General features: G+C 65.7%; 13 protein-coding genes and 1 riboswitch. Of the genes, 6 read left to right on the forward strand and 7 right to left on the reverse strand.

The features are described from left to right. Positions 1-233: 233 nt before the first annotated feature. Both C8J98_RS00895 and C8J98_RS00900 read right to left on the reverse strand, forming a co-directional pair. On the reverse strand, positions 234-1,157 hold the full coding sequence (locus C8J98_RS00895; RefSeq protein ID WP_199229772.1) for a LysR substrate-binding domain-containing protein: 924 nt from the start codon (positions 1,155-1,157) through the stop codon (positions 234-236). A gap of 49 nt (positions 1,158-1,206) precedes the next feature. Then, positions 1,207-2,556, reverse strand: coding sequence for a carbohydrate porin (locus tag C8J98_RS00900; RefSeq protein WP_107910029.1), 1,350 nt, complete (start codon positions 2,554-2,556; stop codon positions 1,207-1,209). Between the two features lie 330 nt (positions 2,557-2,886). Here C8J98_RS00900 and C8J98_RS00905 point away from each other — a divergent pair, with 330 nt between their 5' ends. Together C8J98_RS00905 and fdhD are read left to right on the forward strand one after the other, a co-directional pair. Beyond that, positions 2,887-5,232 (forward strand): FdhF/YdeP family oxidoreductase, encoded by a 2,346-nt coding sequence (locus C8J98_RS00905; protein ID WP_107910031.1) that lies wholly within the window; start codon positions 2,887-2,889, stop codon positions 5,230-5,232. 34 nt (positions 5,233-5,266) lie between these two features. After that, a complete protein-coding gene (gene fdhD / locus C8J98_RS00910) occupies positions 5,267-6,190 on the forward strand; it encodes a formate dehydrogenase accessory sulfurtransferase FdhD (protein WP_158272554.1) in 924 nt (307 codons plus the stop codon). A 41-nt stretch (positions 6,191-6,231) separates the two neighbouring features. Here the strand turns inward: fdhD and C8J98_RS00915 are convergent, their stop codons facing one another. The 4 genes from C8J98_RS00915 to fusA all read right to left on the reverse strand — a co-directional run bounded on the left by C8J98_RS00915 (position 6,232) and on the right by fusA (position 10,583). Continuing rightward, positions 6,232-6,567, reverse strand: a complete 336-nt coding sequence (locus C8J98_RS00915; RefSeq protein WP_107910035.1) for a hypothetical protein — start codon at positions 6,565-6,567, stop codon at positions 6,232-6,234. Continuing rightward, entirely contained in the window at positions 6,564-7,097 is a 534-nt protein-coding gene (locus tag C8J98_RS00920; RefSeq protein WP_158272555.1) for a molybdenum cofactor guanylyltransferase, read from the reverse strand. The genes C8J98_RS00915 and C8J98_RS00920 overlap by 4 nt, the downstream gene beginning before the upstream one ends. Further along, complete coding sequence (locus tag C8J98_RS00925; protein ID WP_158272556.1) at positions 7,094-8,290, reverse strand: molybdopterin molybdotransferase MoeA; 1,197 nt, start codon at positions 8,288-8,290, stop codon at positions 7,094-7,096. Before C8J98_RS00925 ends, C8J98_RS00920 begins: the two co-directional genes overlap by 4 nt. Positions 8,291-8,507: 217 nt before the next feature. Then, positions 8,508-10,583 carry an elongation factor G gene (fusA, locus tag C8J98_RS00930; protein WP_107910040.1) on the reverse strand — a complete coding sequence of 692 codons (2,076 nt, stop codon included), beginning with the start codon at positions 10,581-10,583 and terminating at the stop codon, positions 8,508-8,510. Positions 10,584-11,196: 613 nt separating this feature from the next. On the opposite strand from fusA, the gene C8J98_RS00935 reads away from it, so the two are divergent. From C8J98_RS00935 to C8J98_RS00945, 3 genes are all read left to right on the forward strand, one after another. Next, positions 11,197-12,177 (forward strand): aldo/keto reductase, encoded by a 981-nt coding sequence (locus C8J98_RS00935; protein ID WP_107910042.1) that lies wholly within the window; start codon positions 11,197-11,199, stop codon positions 12,175-12,177. 102 nt (positions 12,178-12,279) lie between these two features. After that, positions 12,280-12,705 (forward strand): MarR family winged helix-turn-helix transcriptional regulator, encoded by a 426-nt coding sequence (locus tag C8J98_RS00940; protein ID WP_199229773.1) that lies wholly within the window; start codon positions 12,280-12,282, stop codon positions 12,703-12,705. Positions 12,706-12,756: 51 nt separating this feature from the next. Next, complete coding sequence (locus C8J98_RS00945; protein WP_107910046.1) at positions 12,757-13,569, forward strand: SDR family oxidoreductase; 813 nt, start codon at positions 12,757-12,759, stop codon at positions 13,567-13,569. Between the two features lie 134 nt (positions 13,570-13,703). Here the strand turns inward: C8J98_RS00945 and C8J98_RS00950 are convergent, their stop codons facing one another. Then, the gene (locus C8J98_RS00950; protein WP_107910048.1) at positions 13,704-14,993 is read right to left on the reverse strand and encodes a glycosyltransferase; all 1,290 of its coding nucleotides are present in this window, start codon (positions 14,991-14,993) and stop codon (positions 13,704-13,706) included. Between the two features lie 89 nt (positions 14,994-15,082). Beyond that, a riboswitch (cobalamin riboswitch) is annotated at positions 15,083-15,302 on the forward strand. 193 nt (positions 15,303-15,495) lie between these two features. Here C8J98_RS00950 and metE point away from each other — a divergent pair. Next, a complete protein-coding gene (metE, locus tag C8J98_RS00955; RefSeq protein ID WP_107910050.1) occupies positions 15,496-17,787 on the forward strand; it encodes a 5-methyltetrahydropteroyltriglutamate--homocysteine S-methyltransferase in 2,292 nt (763 codons plus the stop codon). Positions 17,788-17,844 lie beyond the last annotated feature (57 nt).

A 17,844-nucleotide genomic window follows, 5' to 3' on the forward strand; every position in this document is an offset into this window, starting at 1 on the left:
GGGCCGGCCATGGATGGCCGGTCGTTTTCGCGCGACAGGATGCCGCGTCGAAAACCCCCAGGCGGAGCCCGACCCGGCCCGAAGGGCAATAGATAAACGGCCGCTTTTGGGCGGCCCTTCCTGTTCGGGTCGCCGCAGTCGTGGCCCCGAGGGTGGCACTGGCCCCGCCGGCTCTTGCGACGCACCGCGAGCCCAAACGCGAGGCCGAAGGCGAGCCCGCAATCCGCCGAATGCTATTCCACCGGATCTAACCGACCCTCGGCAATCAACTCATCGACCAGCACCAGGGTGCGCTCGGTAATCGTGCTCATCGGGCGCTGAGTCGGCGTGGCCACGACCAGACGCGTCACGATGCTCGGCATCACGATCGGCACCGCGCGCAGGTGATGCTCACCGCGTCGTGCCAGCAGCGCATTGCGCGAGAGTACGCCGTACCCCACGCCACGCTCCACGAGGTCCAGCAGCGAGCGCACGGCGTCGATCTCGAGGCGGATGTCCAGCGAGACACCGTAGCGTGCGGCGTCGGCTTCGATCAGCTGGCGCACCGAATGCAGGGGCGAGGGAATGATCAGGGGATACTGGCCAAGCGTCCCCAACGGCACGGCGTCGGGTAGCGTACGTCCGTCGCGCGTGCTGCCGATCAGGTAGAGCTCTTCGGAATGCACGTGGCGGAAGCGCATGTTCGCGTTCACCGCGGGGTTGTACAGGAGCGCGCAGTCGAGGCGGCCCAGCTGCAGCCATTCCAGCAGGCTCGCGCTCAACGCCTCGACCACGCTGATCTGCGCGGCAGGGTAGCGTTCGCGAAAGCGCATCACCAGTTCGACCGTCAGCAGCGAGCCCACGCTGGGCGGCACGCCGATGGCGAGCTTGCCTGCCTGCACCCCGCGGGCCTGCCCGAGCTGCAGCCGCGCCACTTCCACCTGCCGAAGGATACCCCGCCCGTGCTCGACCAGCTCGCGGCCCGCTTCGGTGGCGACGACGCCGCGACCGTTGCGCTCCAGCAGGTGCGTGCCCAGCTCCATCTCGAGCTGGCGCACCTGGCGGCTGAGCAGCGACTGGGAGACATCCAGCGTCGCCGCGGCACGCGTAAGGCTGCCGAACTCGACGATGCGGATGAAGCTCTGCAGGTGTTTCAGGTCCAAGGTTGCGTCGCGCACCGGCTGTCCAGGGTGATCCGATTATGGCGCGAATGCGGCGGGAGCAGCGTCACTGGCTACCCGGGCCACCCATGTTCACCATGACCCGCAGGCCGATGACGATGGCGTTGGCCGGCACGCGCTTCACGCCCACCGTGTTGCCGAGGATGTCCGGGTGCACGATGTACTGCAGGTTCGGCACCAGGCTGACCACGGGGAACAGCTTGTAGCTGTAGTTGAGCTCGGTCATCCATTCGTTGCGGGTGAAGTGGTCGTTGGTGCCGCTGTCCTTGTGGATCACGTCGTCTTCGTAGCCGATGGCCTTGCGGCTGAAGCGGAACAGCGTGCCCTGGAAGCCCAGCGAATCCGTCGGGCGGGCCGCGGACAGGCCGGTCCACAGCAGGCCGAAGGTGGACTGCAGCGTGTAGTTCTCGGCATTGTCGAGCGGGCCGGTCAGCGAACCGAATACCGCGAGATTGCGCGTATTGGTGTTCGGATCCGGCTTCCAGACCACCTTGTCGGCGAGCACATAGACACCATACCGGCCGCCATCGTAGCTACGTGCGGTGCCACCGACGAGACCGCGATGCAGGCCCTTCGTATTGAGTTCCGGATCGGTGAAGTCGGCGGAGTTGTACCAGCCACCGATCTTCAGGTGCTTCGGATAGGGATCGTTGGCGAAGCTGGTTTCGTAACCGGCTTCCACCGGGATCATCACGCCGGTGGCATTGTTGAAGCCCCAGTTGAGACCGTTGTTGTTACGGCGGTCGGGATTGATCTCGAACGCGCCGATCGACAGGTAACGCGCGTCCGGCTGGTACTTCACGCGTGCACCCCAGTTCACATAGGGAAAGCCGCTGAAGCCACCGGAGGTGTTGGTGAGCTGGTACGGGCAATCCGGCGCACTGACGAAACGGCAACCGTAAGTGGAGCGCGCGAACTGCCAGGTCGCGTTGAGTCGGCCGGCGAGCACGTTGATGTGGCTGTCGGAGAACTGCTGTTCCCAGCTCAGCTGCGCGAGCTCCCACTGGCGTTTCGGGTACCAGTAACCCTGGATCTTCTGCAGCACGCCGATGTCATTGGCCGCCACGCTCTGGCCGTAATAGCGGGCGAAGGTGATGTGCATCTTGCCACCGTCGATGCCGGCCAGCTTGCCCATGTCCAGATCCGCACCACCGACCACGCCGCCGCCGTTGGTCGCGCCAAGGCGCTCGCCGCCACGCACGCTACCGGCCCAGTCGTTGGCCCAGACGAAGCGCAAGGCGATGCCGTCGTCACGCAGGCGATCCACGGGACCACGGGTGTCCTTGGGCTTCTCCGGTGTCGTCTGGCGAGGTTCCTGTGCGTCCGGGGTCGTCTGCGCCACGGCAGCCGAAGTGGCGAGAGCGAACAATGCGGCGATGGCGAAACGATGGATCATGGATTGAAGCCCCCTGGAGCCGCCGAAGGATGGCGGAGCGGGGGCGATGCTGTCGGCCCGGGGGCCGCAGAACAACGCGATGGGGCAACTATCAGGTATGCGTAGAACGCATGACTTGCGTTACGTCATGAATATTGTGCATTGCAGCAACGGGACCGATGCTCCGATGAGCGCCCTGTGGGAGTCAGGCAGGGCGTGATTGCGGCAGAGGCACATATGCCGCGACACGCAAGGATTCTGCCAGTCCGCCGACAACGGACGGCACATCGCGCGATTAATAACGCCGTCCCGTTTAGGATTGGCACAGGTGTCAGATCACGAGGCGAACCCATGAGCGAGAAAGAACTGCCCGATGTCCCAGGCGTCGCCGACTACGAAGCGGCGGCGGGCGGATGGGGCGCGCTTGGCGCCGTAGCGCGCGCCATCAGTGGGCAGCTCGCCTTCGGCCGCGAGACCCTCGCGCTGCACCGGATGAACCAGCCGGCTGGCTTCGATTGCCCGGGTTGCGCCTGGCCCGATCCGAAGGAAACCTCCTCGTTTGAGTTTTGCGAGAACGGCGCCAAGGCCGTCACCTGGGAGGCCACGGCCAAGCGCGTAAAGCCGGAGTTCTTCGCGAAGAACAAGGTCGCCGACCTGTGGAACCTCACCGACTACACCCTCGAGGGCCTCGGACGGATCACCCACCCGATGGCGTACGACCGCGCCAGTGACACTTACCAGCCGATCGAATGGGACGAAGCCTTCCGACGCATCGGGGAAGCGTTGCGCGCCCTGCCCGACCCGAACATGGCCGAGTTCTATACGTCCGGGCGTGCCTCGAACGAGGCTGCCTTCCTCTATCAGCTGTTCGTTCGCGAATACGGCACGAACAATTTCCCCGACTGCTCGAACATGTGCCACGAAGCCACCAGCGTGGGCCTGCCGAAATCAATTGGTTCGGGCAAGGGCACCGTGCTGCTCGAGGATTTCGACCACTGCGATGCGATCTTCTGCATCGGCCACAATCCGGGCACCAACCATCCGCGCATGCTGTCGACGCTACGCGAAGCCTCGCTGCGCGGCGTCCCCATCGTGGTGCTCAATCCGTTGCCGGAGCGCGGCCTGGAGCGCTTTACCTCACCCCAGCATCCGGTGGAGATGATCACCAATAGTTCGGTGCGCATCGCCTCGACGTATTACAAGCTGAAGATCGGCGGCGACGTAGCCGTTCTCAAGGGCATGATGAAGTTCCTGCTCGCCGCCGACCAGACCGCGATCGCCGCAGGCCTGCCGGGCGTCATCGACCGCGAATTCGTCGAAGCGAACACCACCGGCTACGAAGCACTCGTCGATGACATCCATGCCACCGGTTGGGACGCCATCGAAGCGAAGTCCGGACTGAGCCGGACCGAGATCGAAACGGCGGCCGATATCTACGCCAGGGCCAAACGCGTCATCGTTTGCTACGGCATGGGTATTACCCAGCACGCCCATGGCACCGAGAACGTGCAGCAGATCGCCAACCTGCTGCTCCTGCGCGGCAACATCGGTCGCCAGGGTGCCGGCATCTGCCCGTTGCGCGGTCACAGCAACGTGCAGGGCGACCGCACCGTCGGGATTACCGAGAAGCCGGACGACGGTCTCAACAAAGGTATCCGGAGCACTTACGGATTCGAACCCCCCGTTGAACACGGACACGATGCGGTCGCCGCGGTGATCGCCATTCGCGACGGCCGCTCGAAGGCGCTGGTTGCCCTTGGCGGCAACCTCGCCGTGGCCATGCCCGATACCGAAGAAACGTTCGAAGCGATGCGTGGGCTTGACCTCGCTGTGCACATCGCGACCAAGCTCAACCGTTCGCATCTCATCCTCGCGAAGCAATCGTTCATCCTGCCCTGCCTCGGTCGCACCGAGCTGGACGTTCAGGCGACCGGGCCGCAATCGGTCACCGTGGAAGATTCGATGTCCATGGTGCATGCCTCCGCCGGCAGTCTGACGCCGGCTTCCGAACACCTGAGGTCGGAGCCGTGGATCGTGCGCGGCATCGCCAAGGCCACGCTCCCACAAACGCGTGTCGACTGGGATGGCCTGGTCGGCGATTACGACCTGATCCGCGAGGACATCGAGAAGGTCTTCCCGATCTTCTTCGACTTCAACCAACGGCTGCGCCAGCCGGGTGGTTTCCGCCTGCGCGTGGCGGCGAGCGAGCGCGACTGGGCCACCCCCGACAAGCGTGCCCGGTTTCTTCTTGCGCGCGGCCTGGATGAGGATCCCTCGCCCGAAGATGGCGACCTGATGCTGACCACGATCCGCTCGCACGATCAGTACAACACCACGATTTACGGGCTGAACGATCGCTACCGCGGCGTGACAGGAAGGCGCGACGTGATCTTCATGCACGCGAAGGACCTCGCCGCACGCGGTCTCAAGCATGGCGACCGGATCGATGTGGTCGCCACGGGCATCAACGCCGCCGATGGCAAGCGACGCGCCGTGGATGGCTTCGTTGCGGTGGAGTACGACATTGCCGAAGGCTCGGTGGCGATGTATTACCCCGAAGGCAATGCACTCATCGCCCTGGAAAGCCACGACCGCCGGTCCGGCACGCCAGCGTACAAGTCGGTGCCGGTACGAATCACGGTTTCCGCCCAGCCGGCACGAAAAGCGCCGAAGGCACGCGTCGCGCATGCCGTCTGATCGGGATCTACCGAAAGGATGTGCGACGCGGCCCGTGCTCCGCGTGGAGCGCGGGGTCGCGACGCCGGACGACGACCGCCTTGCCGAGGAAGTGCCGATCGCGATGCACTTCGACGGCGAGCCGTTCGCGGTGATGATGGCAACGCCGACCGACCTCGAAGACTTCGCGCGCGGGTTCGCCCTCACCGAGGGTCGCGTCGGTTCGGTCGCGGAAATCGAGCGGATCGATGTGCAGGAAGTCCTCGAAGGCATCACCGTAAACATCCGTACGTCGAAGACCTGTAGGAGCCGCTTCAGCGGCGAAGGCAGCTCGCCTCAGGCTTCAACGGAAGGCTCCGCGGGGATCGCCGATGAAATCGGCTCCTACAAGAGCACTGACGATGAAATCGGCTCCTACAAGAGCACTGACGATGAATTCGGCTCCTACAAAGGCATCGCCGGCGGAGCCGGCTCCCCCAAAGAGCGGCTGTTGCCCGGTCGCAGCGGGTGCGGCATTTGCGGCAGCCGCGAGCTGGAGGATGTGGTGCGTCATCCCGATCCCGTGGGCATGGGTCCGACGATCGGCGTCGACGCCATCGAGCGGGCGCTGGAATCGCTGCGCGCATCGCAGCCGATCAACGCCTTTACCGGCTCCGTCCACGCGGCGGCATGGGCGCTACCCGATGGCGCCCTCACCTGCGTTCGCGAGGATGTCGGCCGGCACAATGCGCTGGACAAACTCATCGGCGCGATGAGTACAGCGCAGATCGATGCTAACGACGGGTTCGTCGTGATCACCAGCCGCGCGAGCTATGAGATGGTCACCAAGGCGGCGGTTGCCGGCATCACCATCGTCGTCGCGATATCGGCACCGACGGCGCTGGCCGTGCATCTTGCCGCCGATTGTGGACTTACCCTGATCGGGTTTGCGCGGCCGGGGCGGTTCAATGTTTATAGCCGGCCGCAGCGGATTATCTGAGCCGGGGAATCGCCGCTGAAGCGGCTCCCACATTACCTCGGTCAGCGGCGGCGGCGCAGGCTGTCTTTTACGTCGACATCGAAGCGAACGGTGGTCGCCACGGTATCGTGTCCAGGGATGTCGAACACGAGGCCATCCTTGCTCGGCAGGCGCGACTGCAAGGCGGATAATTCGCTCATCGGCACCTTGAGTCGCCATTCGTGGGCGTTGCCCTCGAGCGTGCACGAGCCGCCCCCGGTGGCGTCCACCGAGTAGCGCATGACGAACGCCTTGCCGAAGGCGGTCGAGCCGAGCAGGGCCACATTCCCGAGCAGTTCGCCCAGTTCGTCCTCGTCGATCCGCACGCGAACTGTATCGTTCTCCAGCTGTACCCTCATGCGTTCGCCTCGCGCCATTCGTCAGGGGTGTTGCAGTTGGCCAGAAGGAGCGGATCCAATCCGTCCAGGGCCAGTGTGGTCGTGCCGATCCGTGTCTGCAAGGCGGAGACCGAACAATCCCGACCGATCTGCGTCATCAATATCGCTAGTGCATCACGCGTTGCGGCGTCGAGGGTGAGCCGCATCGGCAGTGGATGTCCCGCCCATCGCGTGGCCCGCAGGGAGCGATGCGATAACAAGGGCCCGAGCACGGCGTGACCCAGCCGGGGCATATCCACCGGCACGACCAGCACCTCGGCGTCGGGGAGGACCCGGGCAGCGCTGGTCATGCCTCCGACCGGGCCGGCCTCCGGCCAGCGGTCGGGAATGCCGCCAGGACGCGAACCACTCACCGCGACCAGTTCGGCACCCATGCCGCGGAGGATACGCGCGGTGCGGTCGAGCATGCTCAGGCCATGGATCGTCATCAGCGCCTTGTCCTCGCCCATGCGCGAGGACAAGCCACCAGCGAGGATGAGGCCGATGATCATGAGGCGTCCGCCGGATCCAGCGGCCATGCATCGACCGATGTCCCGTAGGCTTCCTGTGCCGACAACCAGACGTTCGCGAGCGTATACGGCAGGATGCGATAGGCCGCCTGCGCGGGCGTCATGTGCGCCGTCGGCAAACCCGTCTCATCGCGGGCAAGCTGGCCCAGGGCAAAATGCTGCATGCCTTCGCGCACCGCCGGCGGAGACACGAGGCGCGTGCGTGTGGGTCGTTCCGGGGGCAAACCCGCCATGGCCCGGAGCACTGGCGCGACGAAAAAACGATAGCCCACGGCCACGGCGATGGGGTTACCCGGCAGGGCAATAACGAGGGGACCGTTCTCGAAACGCGCGGCGAGCAGCGGCTTGCCCGGCCGCATCGCGACCTTGTGGAAGAGTTCGCGGGCGCCCAGTGAGGCGAGTGCCGCGGGCACGAAGTCGAATCGGCCCGCCGATACGGCCCCTGTGGTGACGATCAGGTCGGCGCGGCGCGCCAACGCGTCCCGGATCGCAAGGTGGAATGTGTCGCCCTGGTCGGGCACCCGCGTACGCCCGATGGCGTCGACACCCCAGCGGGACAGGCTCGCGGCAAGAAAGGGTCCGTTGGAATCGTGGATGCCGGCCAGTGGCAACGGGCCGCCTGCATTCAGTTCGCTGCCGGTATTGATGATGGCCACGCGGGGGCGTCGCACGACATCCAGATGATCCAGCCCCAGTGCGGCAAGCAACATCACGGCCGCCGCGTCGATACGCCGCGCGAGGTGCAACGCGATGTCGCCTGCTTCGAGATCACTACCGGCACGACGTACGTTCTGGCCGCGACGTTCGTCCGCTACAAAGCGCACACGATCGCCATGGCGCTCGGTACGTTCCACCGGTACGACGGTATCGAAGCCGGCAGGCATGCGCGCACCCGTGGCGATCTCGCAGGCCTCGGCCTCGGGATAGTCGTAGGTATCGTCGCCGGCCGCATGCATGGCGGCTACGACATAGGCCGAATCGGCGGGGATCGTCTCCCCTTGCGCACGAACGGCATAGCCGTCCATCGCGGCGTTATCAAAGCCCGGCAAGGCATCGGGGCTGACGATGTCACGTGCCAGGAAGCGTCCTGGCGCGGCGTCGATGCCGACACGCTCGCTATCGAGCGCGACGGCTTCGCCTAGTAACAGCGCCAGTGCATCGGGATAGGAAATCATGGGTGGAGCGTAACCCGGCGATGGGTCGCCGTGTAGGAGCCGCGTCGGCGGCGACCGATCGGTGTCGCGAGCACCCATCGCCGACGAATCGGCTCCCACAAAAGCCATCGGCTCCCACAAAAGCGGCTGGCTCCCACAAAGACAGCCGGCTCCCACAAGACACCCGGACCGGCCGGGAACCCTGTGGGAGCCGCTTCAGCGGCGATGCTTCACCGCATCACGCCAACTTGCGCGAAGCCTCCTGCACGGCCGCGGGACGGTAGGCATGGAAGGCCACCGTCGCCGAGGCGCGGCCCTGGCTCAGGGAACGCAAGGCCGTGCTGTAGCCCTCAAGCTGGGCAAGCGGAACATCGGCCTCGATCTCCGTGCGTTCCTGCGTGTCGGTCAGGTTCACGATCTGCCCGCCACGACGCTGCAGGTCACCCAGCAGATCGCCCACCGCCGAACCCGGCGAACTCACCGAGACGCGCATCACCGGTTCCAGCAGCACGGTACCCGTGGCTTCGAGCGCAGCCTTCACGCCGATCTGCGCGGCACGATGGAACGCCATCTCGTTCGAATCCACGGCATGCGCCTGGCCATCCGTCACCACGACATGCGCACCGACCACCGGGTAACCGCGCGGGCCTTCGATCAAGGCCGACAGGACACCCTTCTCCACCGCCGGCTGGAACTGCTTGGGAATCACGCCACCGGTGGTCTTGTCCTCGAAGCGGTTCGAGTCCTCACCCGTGGGGGTGACCGAAAGCACCACGCGTGCGTACTGACCACTGCCACCCGTCTGCTTGGCAACCTTGCCTTCCATCGAACCCGACGCCGAAGCCGGGGTTTCCTGGTAAGCCACGCGCGGCGAACCGGTGCGCACCTGCACACCCCACTCGCGGCGCAGGCGTTCCACCATCACTTCGAGATGGAGTTCGCCCATGCCCCAGACCAGCGTTTCGCCGGTGTCCGGATCGGTCCCCACGCGGAAGGACGGGTCCTCCTGCGCAAGACGAGCGAGCCCGTTGCCGAGCTTGAGCAGGTCGGCCGAGCGTTCCGGCGAAAGCCGCCACGACAGCACCGCCGGTTGCGCCTGGATGGTTTCCAGACGCAGCGGATGATGCGAGTCGGCCAGCGTTTCGCCCGTGGCGACGTCCTTCCAGCCGGCGATCGCAACGATGTCGCCTGCCTCCGCAGCCTCGACCGCTTCGGTATCTTCGGCGCGCACGACGGCAAGGCGGCCAACGCGCTGCACGCGATCGGTCCCGCTACGCCAGACGGCATCGCCCACATGGAGGCGACCCGAGTACACACGCACGAACGCCAGCGGCCCATGCGCCTGGTTAACCACCTTGAAGACCAGCGCAGCCAGCGGCGCGTTCGCATCGGGCGCAATCATCACGTCGCCGCTGTCGGTATGTGCGACGACGGCGGGACGATCCAGCGGCGACGGCAGGTAGGCGACGAAGGCATCAAGCAAAGGCTCAATACCGACGTTACGGAACGCCGAGCCCGGTAGTACCGGCGAACCGGCGCGAGCCAGCGTGCCGCGACGCAGGGCAGCAGTCAGCGCAGCCGCATCGATCGGCTGATCGGCGAGCCACAGCTCGGCCAGCACCTCGTCGCGGTCAGCCACGGCGGCGACGAGCTCGGCACGCGCGCCCGCATGGATCGCATGCTCGGCGTCGTCCCAGGGGTGGATACTCGGCGTACCGGCATCGTCGAATCGCCAGGTCCGCTCGCCAACGAGGTCGACCAGGCCCGTCATATGCTCGCCTTCGATGACCGGGCGGGCGACCACCCACGGATTGGCGCCGAGCTTGTCACGCATCTGCGCGACGACGGCATCGAAGTCCGCACCGGGGCGATCCATCTTGTTGATGAAGGCCATGAGCGGCACGCCGTGTCGACGCGCCTGGTGCCAGACGGTTTCCGATTGCGGCTGCACGCCGGCGACGCCGGAGAACACCGTCACCGCGCCATCGAGCACACGCAGCGAACGCTCCACCTCGATGGCAAAGTCAATGTGACCAGGCGTATCGATAAGGGTCAGCCGATGCGGCTGGCCGCCTTCGGGCGTCCAGTTCGCGCGCACGGCCGCGGCGCCGATCGTGATGCCACGCTCGCGCTCGAGTTCCATGTGATCGGTGGTGGTGGCGCCGTCGTGCACCTCGCCGGTGCGATGGATCGTACCGGTCTTGTAGAGCAGGCGTTCGGTGAGCGTGGTCTTGCCGGCATCGACGTGCGCAATGATGCCGAGGTTGCGCCAACGGTCGACGGGAATGGTGGTTTCGCGCGTGGTGGTACTCATGGCTAACGGTTCCTGATGGGGTCGCCAGGGGCTCGATGGTTCGTCGAGCGAGGCACTCCCCGATCCTGTTACCGCCGCCCCTGGCTGAGCGGGACGGTCAGGATCGAGGGTCGCGGCTGTTCTTCATGACACGCTGCTCCGGTGTGGACTGGCAGATTCGAGACAAAAAAAAGCACCCTTTCGGGTGCTTGTCGTGTTCTTCGAGGCCGGCGCGCCGTTACGTGAACGACGCTCCGCCGTGCATGGGACGCGCGCACCCGCGACGCACCCATGGGGCGATCGGTGTGACGAACATCAAATCATGCTTGCAGCGGAACATGGCTGGGCTCTCTTGGTGAGGGGCAGGATGCTACGCCCCGCCGGTGATGGCCGGCAAGGGCATCGAGTCTTCGCTGGGCCCTAAGTTAGGGAGGGTTCGGCGTGTTTCAAGGGGACGCTTCGCAGGGATCGCCGCTGAAGCGGCTCCCACAGAGGTGCAGGGCTCCTTGTGGGAGCCGATTCATCGGCGATGGACGCGCGGGACGAAGCCCTGGATGCCAGAAATTAAGGAAGTTTCATTTCCCACATGCCTTTTAGGGATCACACTTCCGGAAGTCCCCATCGGAGTATCCCCATGCGCTACGTGAAACTCGGCCGCACCGGCCTCGACATCTCCCCGCTGGTCCTGGGTTGCATGACTTACGGTGTACCCGATCGTGGAAACCACGAGTGGACCCTGGACGAAGAAACCAGCCGACCGTTCATCCGGAAGGCCCTCGATCTGGGCATCAACTTCTTCGATACCGCCAATGCCTACTCCGACGGCACGTCGGAAGAGATCGTCGGCCGCGCGCTGAAGGATTTCGCACGGCGCGATGAAGTCGTGATCGCCACGAAGACCTTCTTCCACTGGCGCAAGGGACCGAACGGCGGTGGCCTTTCGCGCAAGGCGATCTTCCATTCGGTGGACGACAGCCTCACGCGCCTGGGTACCGACTACATCGACCTGCTGCAGATCCATCGTTTCGATCACACCACGCCCGTGGAGGAAACGCTCGAAGCCCTGCACGACGTGGTGAAGGCGGGCAAGGCGCGCTACCTCGGCGCATCGTCCATGTTCGCCTGGCAGTTCGCAAAAATGGTCTACACCTCGCGCCTGCATGGCTGGACCGAATTCGTCAGCATGCAGGACCACTACAACCTCCTGCAGCGCGAGGAAGAGCGCGAGATGATTCCCTTCTGCGAAGACCAGAACATCGCCGTGCTGCCATGGAGTCCGCTTGCACGTGGCCGCCTCACGCGCGACTGGGACCAGAGCAGCACGCGGCAGGAGAGCGATGTCTTTGGAAGCACGTTGTACAACGCCACCGAGGATTCAGACCGTGCGATTGTCGAAGCGGTGAAGAAGGTCGCCGAACAGCGCGGGGTGCCGCGCGCCCAGGTTGCGCTGTCGTGGGTGGCGCATCGTTCGGGCGTGACCGCACCGATCGTCGGTGCCTCGAAGCCACATCATCTGGACGATGCCGTCGCCGCGATCGACCTCATTCTGTCCGACGACGAGACGGCGACCCTGGAAAAGGCCTATGGACCCCACCCCTTCGTAGGCTTCGAGTAGCCCCGTCTTCTGTAGGAGCCGATTCATCGGCGATGGCCGCGGCAACGGCCGCCAGTTCGGGGGTGCTTGACACATGTGTGTATGCACGGTCATGATGCCCCCATGGCAACCCGTAATGACTTCTGCAACTGCTTCGCGGCCCGCCAGGCCGCGCGGGCGTTGACACGCTCCTATGAGCGTCATCTGGCCCCCGCCGGCCTCACCAGCTCACAGTTTTCCATCCTGGTGGCCGTTGAAGACCGTCCGGGTATTGGCATGCGCGAGCTGGCCGATGAGATGGTCATGGATCGGACGAGCCTCGTGCGCGCTCTGAAACCCCTTCAGCGCGATGGCTTCATCGCGGTGGCGGCCTCGGCCGAGGACACGCGCCAGAACGTTTACGTACTCACCCCTGCGGGTCTGGCCAAGTCGGCCCAGGCCGGCGAGCTTTGGGCCCAGGCCCAGGCGGAGTTCGTCTCGAAGTTCGGTGGCGAGTCCGCCGCCGAGGCGGCGCGCGAAGCGTTTCATCGCATGGGCCAGATGGGCTGACTTTTTTTGTTCGCAATAGTGCATACACACATACTTCAAGGGATCAAAGTCATGAGCAACAATTCTCTCGGCACGGCCCTGGTCACAGGCGCTTCCTCCGGCATCGGCGCCGTCTACGCCGACCGCCTTGCCCGTCGTGGTTACGACCTCGTGCTGGTCGCGCGCAGCAAGGACAAGCTCGACGCTCTCGCCAAGCACATCACGACCACCACCGGCCGGCATGTCAGCATCGTCGCGGCCGACCTGACGCTCGATGCGGATCTTCGTCGCGTCGAGCAGGTCATCAGAGAAACATCGAACCTCACCCTGCTGGTCAACAATGCCGGCGTCGGTGCGACAGCGCCTCTCCTGCAGGCCGACATTGCCAGGATGACCGACCTCATCGCCCTCAATGTGACGGCACCGACGCGCCTGGCCTATCAGGTCGTTCCGGGCTTCGTTGCGCGCGGCAAGGGCGCCGTCATCAACATTGCGTCCATCGTCGCGATCGCGCCGGAGCTGCTCAATGGTGTGTACGGCGGCAGCAAGGCGTTTGTGCTGGCCCTGAGCCAGTCGATGCATCACGAACTCGCCGACAAGGGCGTCAAGGTGCAGGCGGTGTTGCCGGGTGCGACCGCGACCGATTTCTGGCCCGTCGCCGGCACGGCAGTAGAGAACCTGCCGAAGGATTGGGTGATGAGCGCCGAGGACATGGTCGACGCGTCGCTGGCGGGTTTCGATGCGGGTGAGCTGGTGACGATTCCTTCGGTGGAGACGACGGCGCTGGTGGATGCGTTGGAATCGGCGCGTCGTGCGCTGTTTCCGGAGCTGTCGAAGTCGGTGCCTGCGTCGCGTTATGGGGTGAAGGCCAGGGTTGCTGCGTAAGCGCCAGCACCCAATCGCCGCTGAAGCGGCTCCCACAGAAAGCAGGCCCCGATACGCGGCAAGCTCTGTAGGAGCCGCTTCATCGGCGATGCTCCGTGTGGGAGCCGCTTCAGCGGCGAACCCGCGCAGCGGGCCTAGGTCCGTGGACGCCGCGCAATCGCCTGCTCAATGACATCCGCGGCGACATGCGCACCGTCTTCTGCGCGGATCGCCGCGGCGGCGCGCTGGGCTCGCACTGCGACGCCCTCGTCCATCAATAGGGCACACAGTTTCTCCGCAGCCAGGTCGGCGCGATAACGCGATGCGGGCAACACGTCGCCGACCCCAAGTCGAACGACACGCGCCGCGTTATCCGGCTGGTCGAAGCCATGGGGCACGACCAGTTCCGGGCAGCCTGCACGCAAGGCTTCCTGCGTCGTGCCGACGCCACCGTGATGCACCACCGCTGCGGCGCGCGCGAACAGCGCGCCATGTGGCGCGTACTCCGCCGCGACAATACCTGCGGGCAGCACGACCGGCAGGCGCGCACGCATTTCAGGCGATCCCGTCAGCAGCACGGCGCGTCGACCCAACGCGGCGGCAGCGGCCATGCTCTCGCGAAGGAAGGTCTCGCCGGCATGCACCGCCGCCGAGCCCAGCGTGAATACGAGCGGGGCCTCACCGGCGTTGAGAAAAGCAGTCAGTTCGAGCGGCAACACGTCCCCGGATGGCGCGTAGCGGCAATAGCCTGTGACCACGCTATGCGCGGGCGCGTCCTTCGGCGGGCGCCCGAGCAGCGGCGAGTACATGGCCAACACGCCATCCCGAGCGTGTTGGCCGCGATGAAACGGGTCGCCCCACACAGATACGGGAGCAAGCCCCAACGACTGCCGGAAGCTGCGCACCGCCTTCGTCCAGGGCGATGTCACCGTCTCGCCAATGCGCCGTACCCAGGCGCCTCGCCTGGGCGACGAACGCAGGAATCGATCCAGCCAGTCGATGCCCGTGGCCGGAGGATCGAATGCCGAGAGGAATACGGCGGGGGACAACGCCGCCGATAGCCAGGCAATCCGCCGGGTTTCGCCAAGGATTTGCCCGGCAAAGGCGAGCGTGGAGGTGACGATCGCGTCGGCGTCGACACAGACGGGCGCCAGCGCCGCATAACTGCTTGCCACATCGGCAGCGGCGAGGTCGCGGACAACGAAGCGCGGTCCGCGCCAGGGATGGAAGGCACGCGCGGCGAACGCGGCCTTGTCTTCGGGCTCGGCGATGCCGCTGGCCAGCACGAAGTCGAGGCCCGCCTCCAATACGGCATCGCGATGGATGCCGTGGGCGCCGATCGTCACCCGATACCCCCGTTCCCGCAGTTGCCGCCCCACCGCCAGGAAAGGGAAGAGGTCGCCCTGCGATCCGACGGTCGCCATCACGATGTGCCTTCCGCTCATGCAGCGCTCCCCGGGTGTCGGCACATGTTCGCCGCCCGGATGTCGACACGATGCATCGCCGTCGATTGACTTCGGGCGTCCATACGGCTAATTTTCCGCCGGTCAGCGGTCTTTATCTCTTTATGCGAATAGAAAGATAAAGCTAAGAGGGAAGCCGGTGGGAATCCGGCGCTGCCCCGCAGCGGTATGTGGAGACGAGTCCGTCACAGGCACTGGATCGATCGGGATCCGGGAAGCGACGGACAAGGCGGCACCAGTCCGGTGCCACATCCACGAGCCCGAAGACCTGCCGCCGACCGGAACGAGCGCGCCGTCATGGGTGCGAACGGTCCGTCCGACCTGGATGTCGTCCCGCGAGGGGCGGCTCCGGTTCGCCCGCGGGGGCGAAGGTCGACGGCTAGCCACATGACGCCCTTCGGCCCGCCGTGCTCCGTCGCGACGGCACGCGTGCGTCGGCGACCAGCCGCCCTTCCCTCCTCTTTGCCACGAAGAGGAATCATCCATGCCACACGTAACCTACCCGGGCTTCCCCCGCATCGGCCGACGCCGCGAACTCAAGCGCGCCCTCGAGAGCCACTGGAAGGGAGAAAGCCACGCCGACGAACTGCTCGCCGTCGCCCGTGAACTGCGCCAGCGTCACTGGAAGCTTGCCCGCGACGCCGGAGCCGACAGCGTCCCGGTCAACGACTTCTCACTCTACGACCACGTGCTCGACGCCGCCGTGCTGGTCGACGCCATTCCCGAGCGCTACCGCGGGCTTACCGGGCGCGATGCCCTGGCCGGCTATTTCGCCATGGCCCGCGGCCACCAGGACGGCGATGTCGATCTGCATGCCCTGGAAATGACCAAGTGGTTCGACACGAACTATCACTACATCGTGCCGGAGCTCGAGGCCGGACAGCGCTTCGTCGCGCGCCCGGACAAAGTCGTCGCCGAGTATCGCGAGGCCGTCGCGGCGGGTCACATCGCGCGCCCGGTGCTGTTGGGACCGGTAAGTTTCCTGCGCCTGTCGAAGACCGTGGACGGCAGCGACCCGCTCGCCCTCCTCGATACCTTGCTGCCCGCATGGCTCGACGTCGTCGACGCCCTGGCCGGGGCGGGTGCGGACTGGGTCCAGGTGGACGAACCCACCCTCGTGCTCGACCTGGACGCGGACTGGCGCGACGCGTTCCGGCGAGCGTATGCCGCCATCGCGGCGCACGGTCGCGTTCGTGTGCTGCTGGCCACCTACTTCGGTGAGCTTGGCGCCAACCTTGAACTGACCACGTCGCTCCCGGTCGCTGGCCTGCACGTCGATCTCGCGCGCGCTCCCGACCAGCTGGATGCGGTACTCGACGCCCTCCCTGCCGATCGCGTGCTTTCCGCCGGCCTGCTCGATGGCCGCAACATCTGGCTGAGCGATCCAGCGACCATCCTTCCCCGCGTGGATCGCCTGCTCGCCCGCCTGGGCAACGATCGCCTGTGGCTCTCGACGTCGTGCTCGCTCCTGCATGTGCCGATTGACGTTTCCGAAGAGAAGCACCTGCCATCGCACCTCGCCGGGTGGTTGTCGTTTGCCCGACAGAAGATCGCCGAACTGCGCCGTTACGCCGACGCCGTTGTCGGCAATGAAACGGCACGCAAGGCGCTGACCCGCCAGCATGAGATCGTTGCCGGCCGCCAGGCCTCCGGTGACGTCGTCCGTGCCGATGTACGCACCCGAGTTCGCCAGCTCACGCCGCAGTTCGGGCAGCGTCGTTCCGCTTTTGCGTTCCGCGCCGCCGTACAGCGCGAGCGTTTCGGCCTGCCCGACCTGCCGACAACGACGATCGGTTCGTTCCCGCAGACCAGTGACCTGCGTATCGCGCGTGCGGCGCATCGTTCGGGCAAACTGGACGATGACGCTTACGCCAGCATCCTGCGTGACGAGGTGCGTCGCGTGGTGCGTTTCCAGGAAGATGCCGGCATCGACGTGCTGGTGCACGGCGAGCCCGAACGCAATGACATGGTCGAGTACTTCGGCGAGCAGCTGAGCGGCTATGCGTTCACGTCGCTCGGCTGGGTGCAGAGCTACGGTTCACGCTGCGTCAAACCGCCGATCATCTACGGTGACGTCGCGCGTCCCGCGCCGATGACGGTAGCGTGGTCGGCCTATGCCCAGTCGCTCACCGAGAGACCCATGAAGGGCATGCTCACCGGCCCGGTGACCATGCTGCAGTGGTCCTTCGTCCGCGACGATCTTGCCCGTTCCGAAGTCTGCCGACAGATTGCGCTCGCCCTGCGCGACGAAGTACACGACCTGGAGAAAGCCGGGATCGGTATCGTCCAGATCGACGAACCGGCCCTGCGCGAGGGCCTGCCCCTGCGTCGTGCCGACTGGGACGCTTACCTGGCCTGGGCGGTCGACGCCTTCCGCATTACCGCTGGCGGGGTCAGCGATGCCACCCAGGTGCACACCCACATGTGCTACTCGGAGTTCAACGACATCATCGAGGCCGTCGCCGCGATGGACGCCGATGTCATCTCGATCGAGACCAGTCGCTCACGCATGGAGCTGCTCGACGCCTTCACCCGCTTCCAGTACCCCAACGGTATCGGGCCGGGCGTCTACGACATCCACTCGCCCCGAGTGCCGACCGAGGTCGAAATGGCCGCCTTGCTGGCTCGTGCCCTCCAGGTCCTCCGCCCCGACCAGCTCTGGGTGAACCCAGACTGCGGGCTGAAGACCCGAGGCTGGGCGGAGGTGTCCGTTGCCTTGAAGAGCATGGTGGCGGTGGCAAAGGCGGCCCGGGAGCGCCTCACCGCCGCGGTCTGATCCCGAAGACTGTGCTTGTTTTGGGAGCCGCTTCAGCGGCGAAAGGGTGCTCGCCCC

This window comes from Luteibacter sp. OK325, from assembly GCF_003050935.1.
Classification (GTDB): domain Bacteria; phylum Pseudomonadota; class Gammaproteobacteria; order Xanthomonadales; family Rhodanobacteraceae; genus Luteibacter.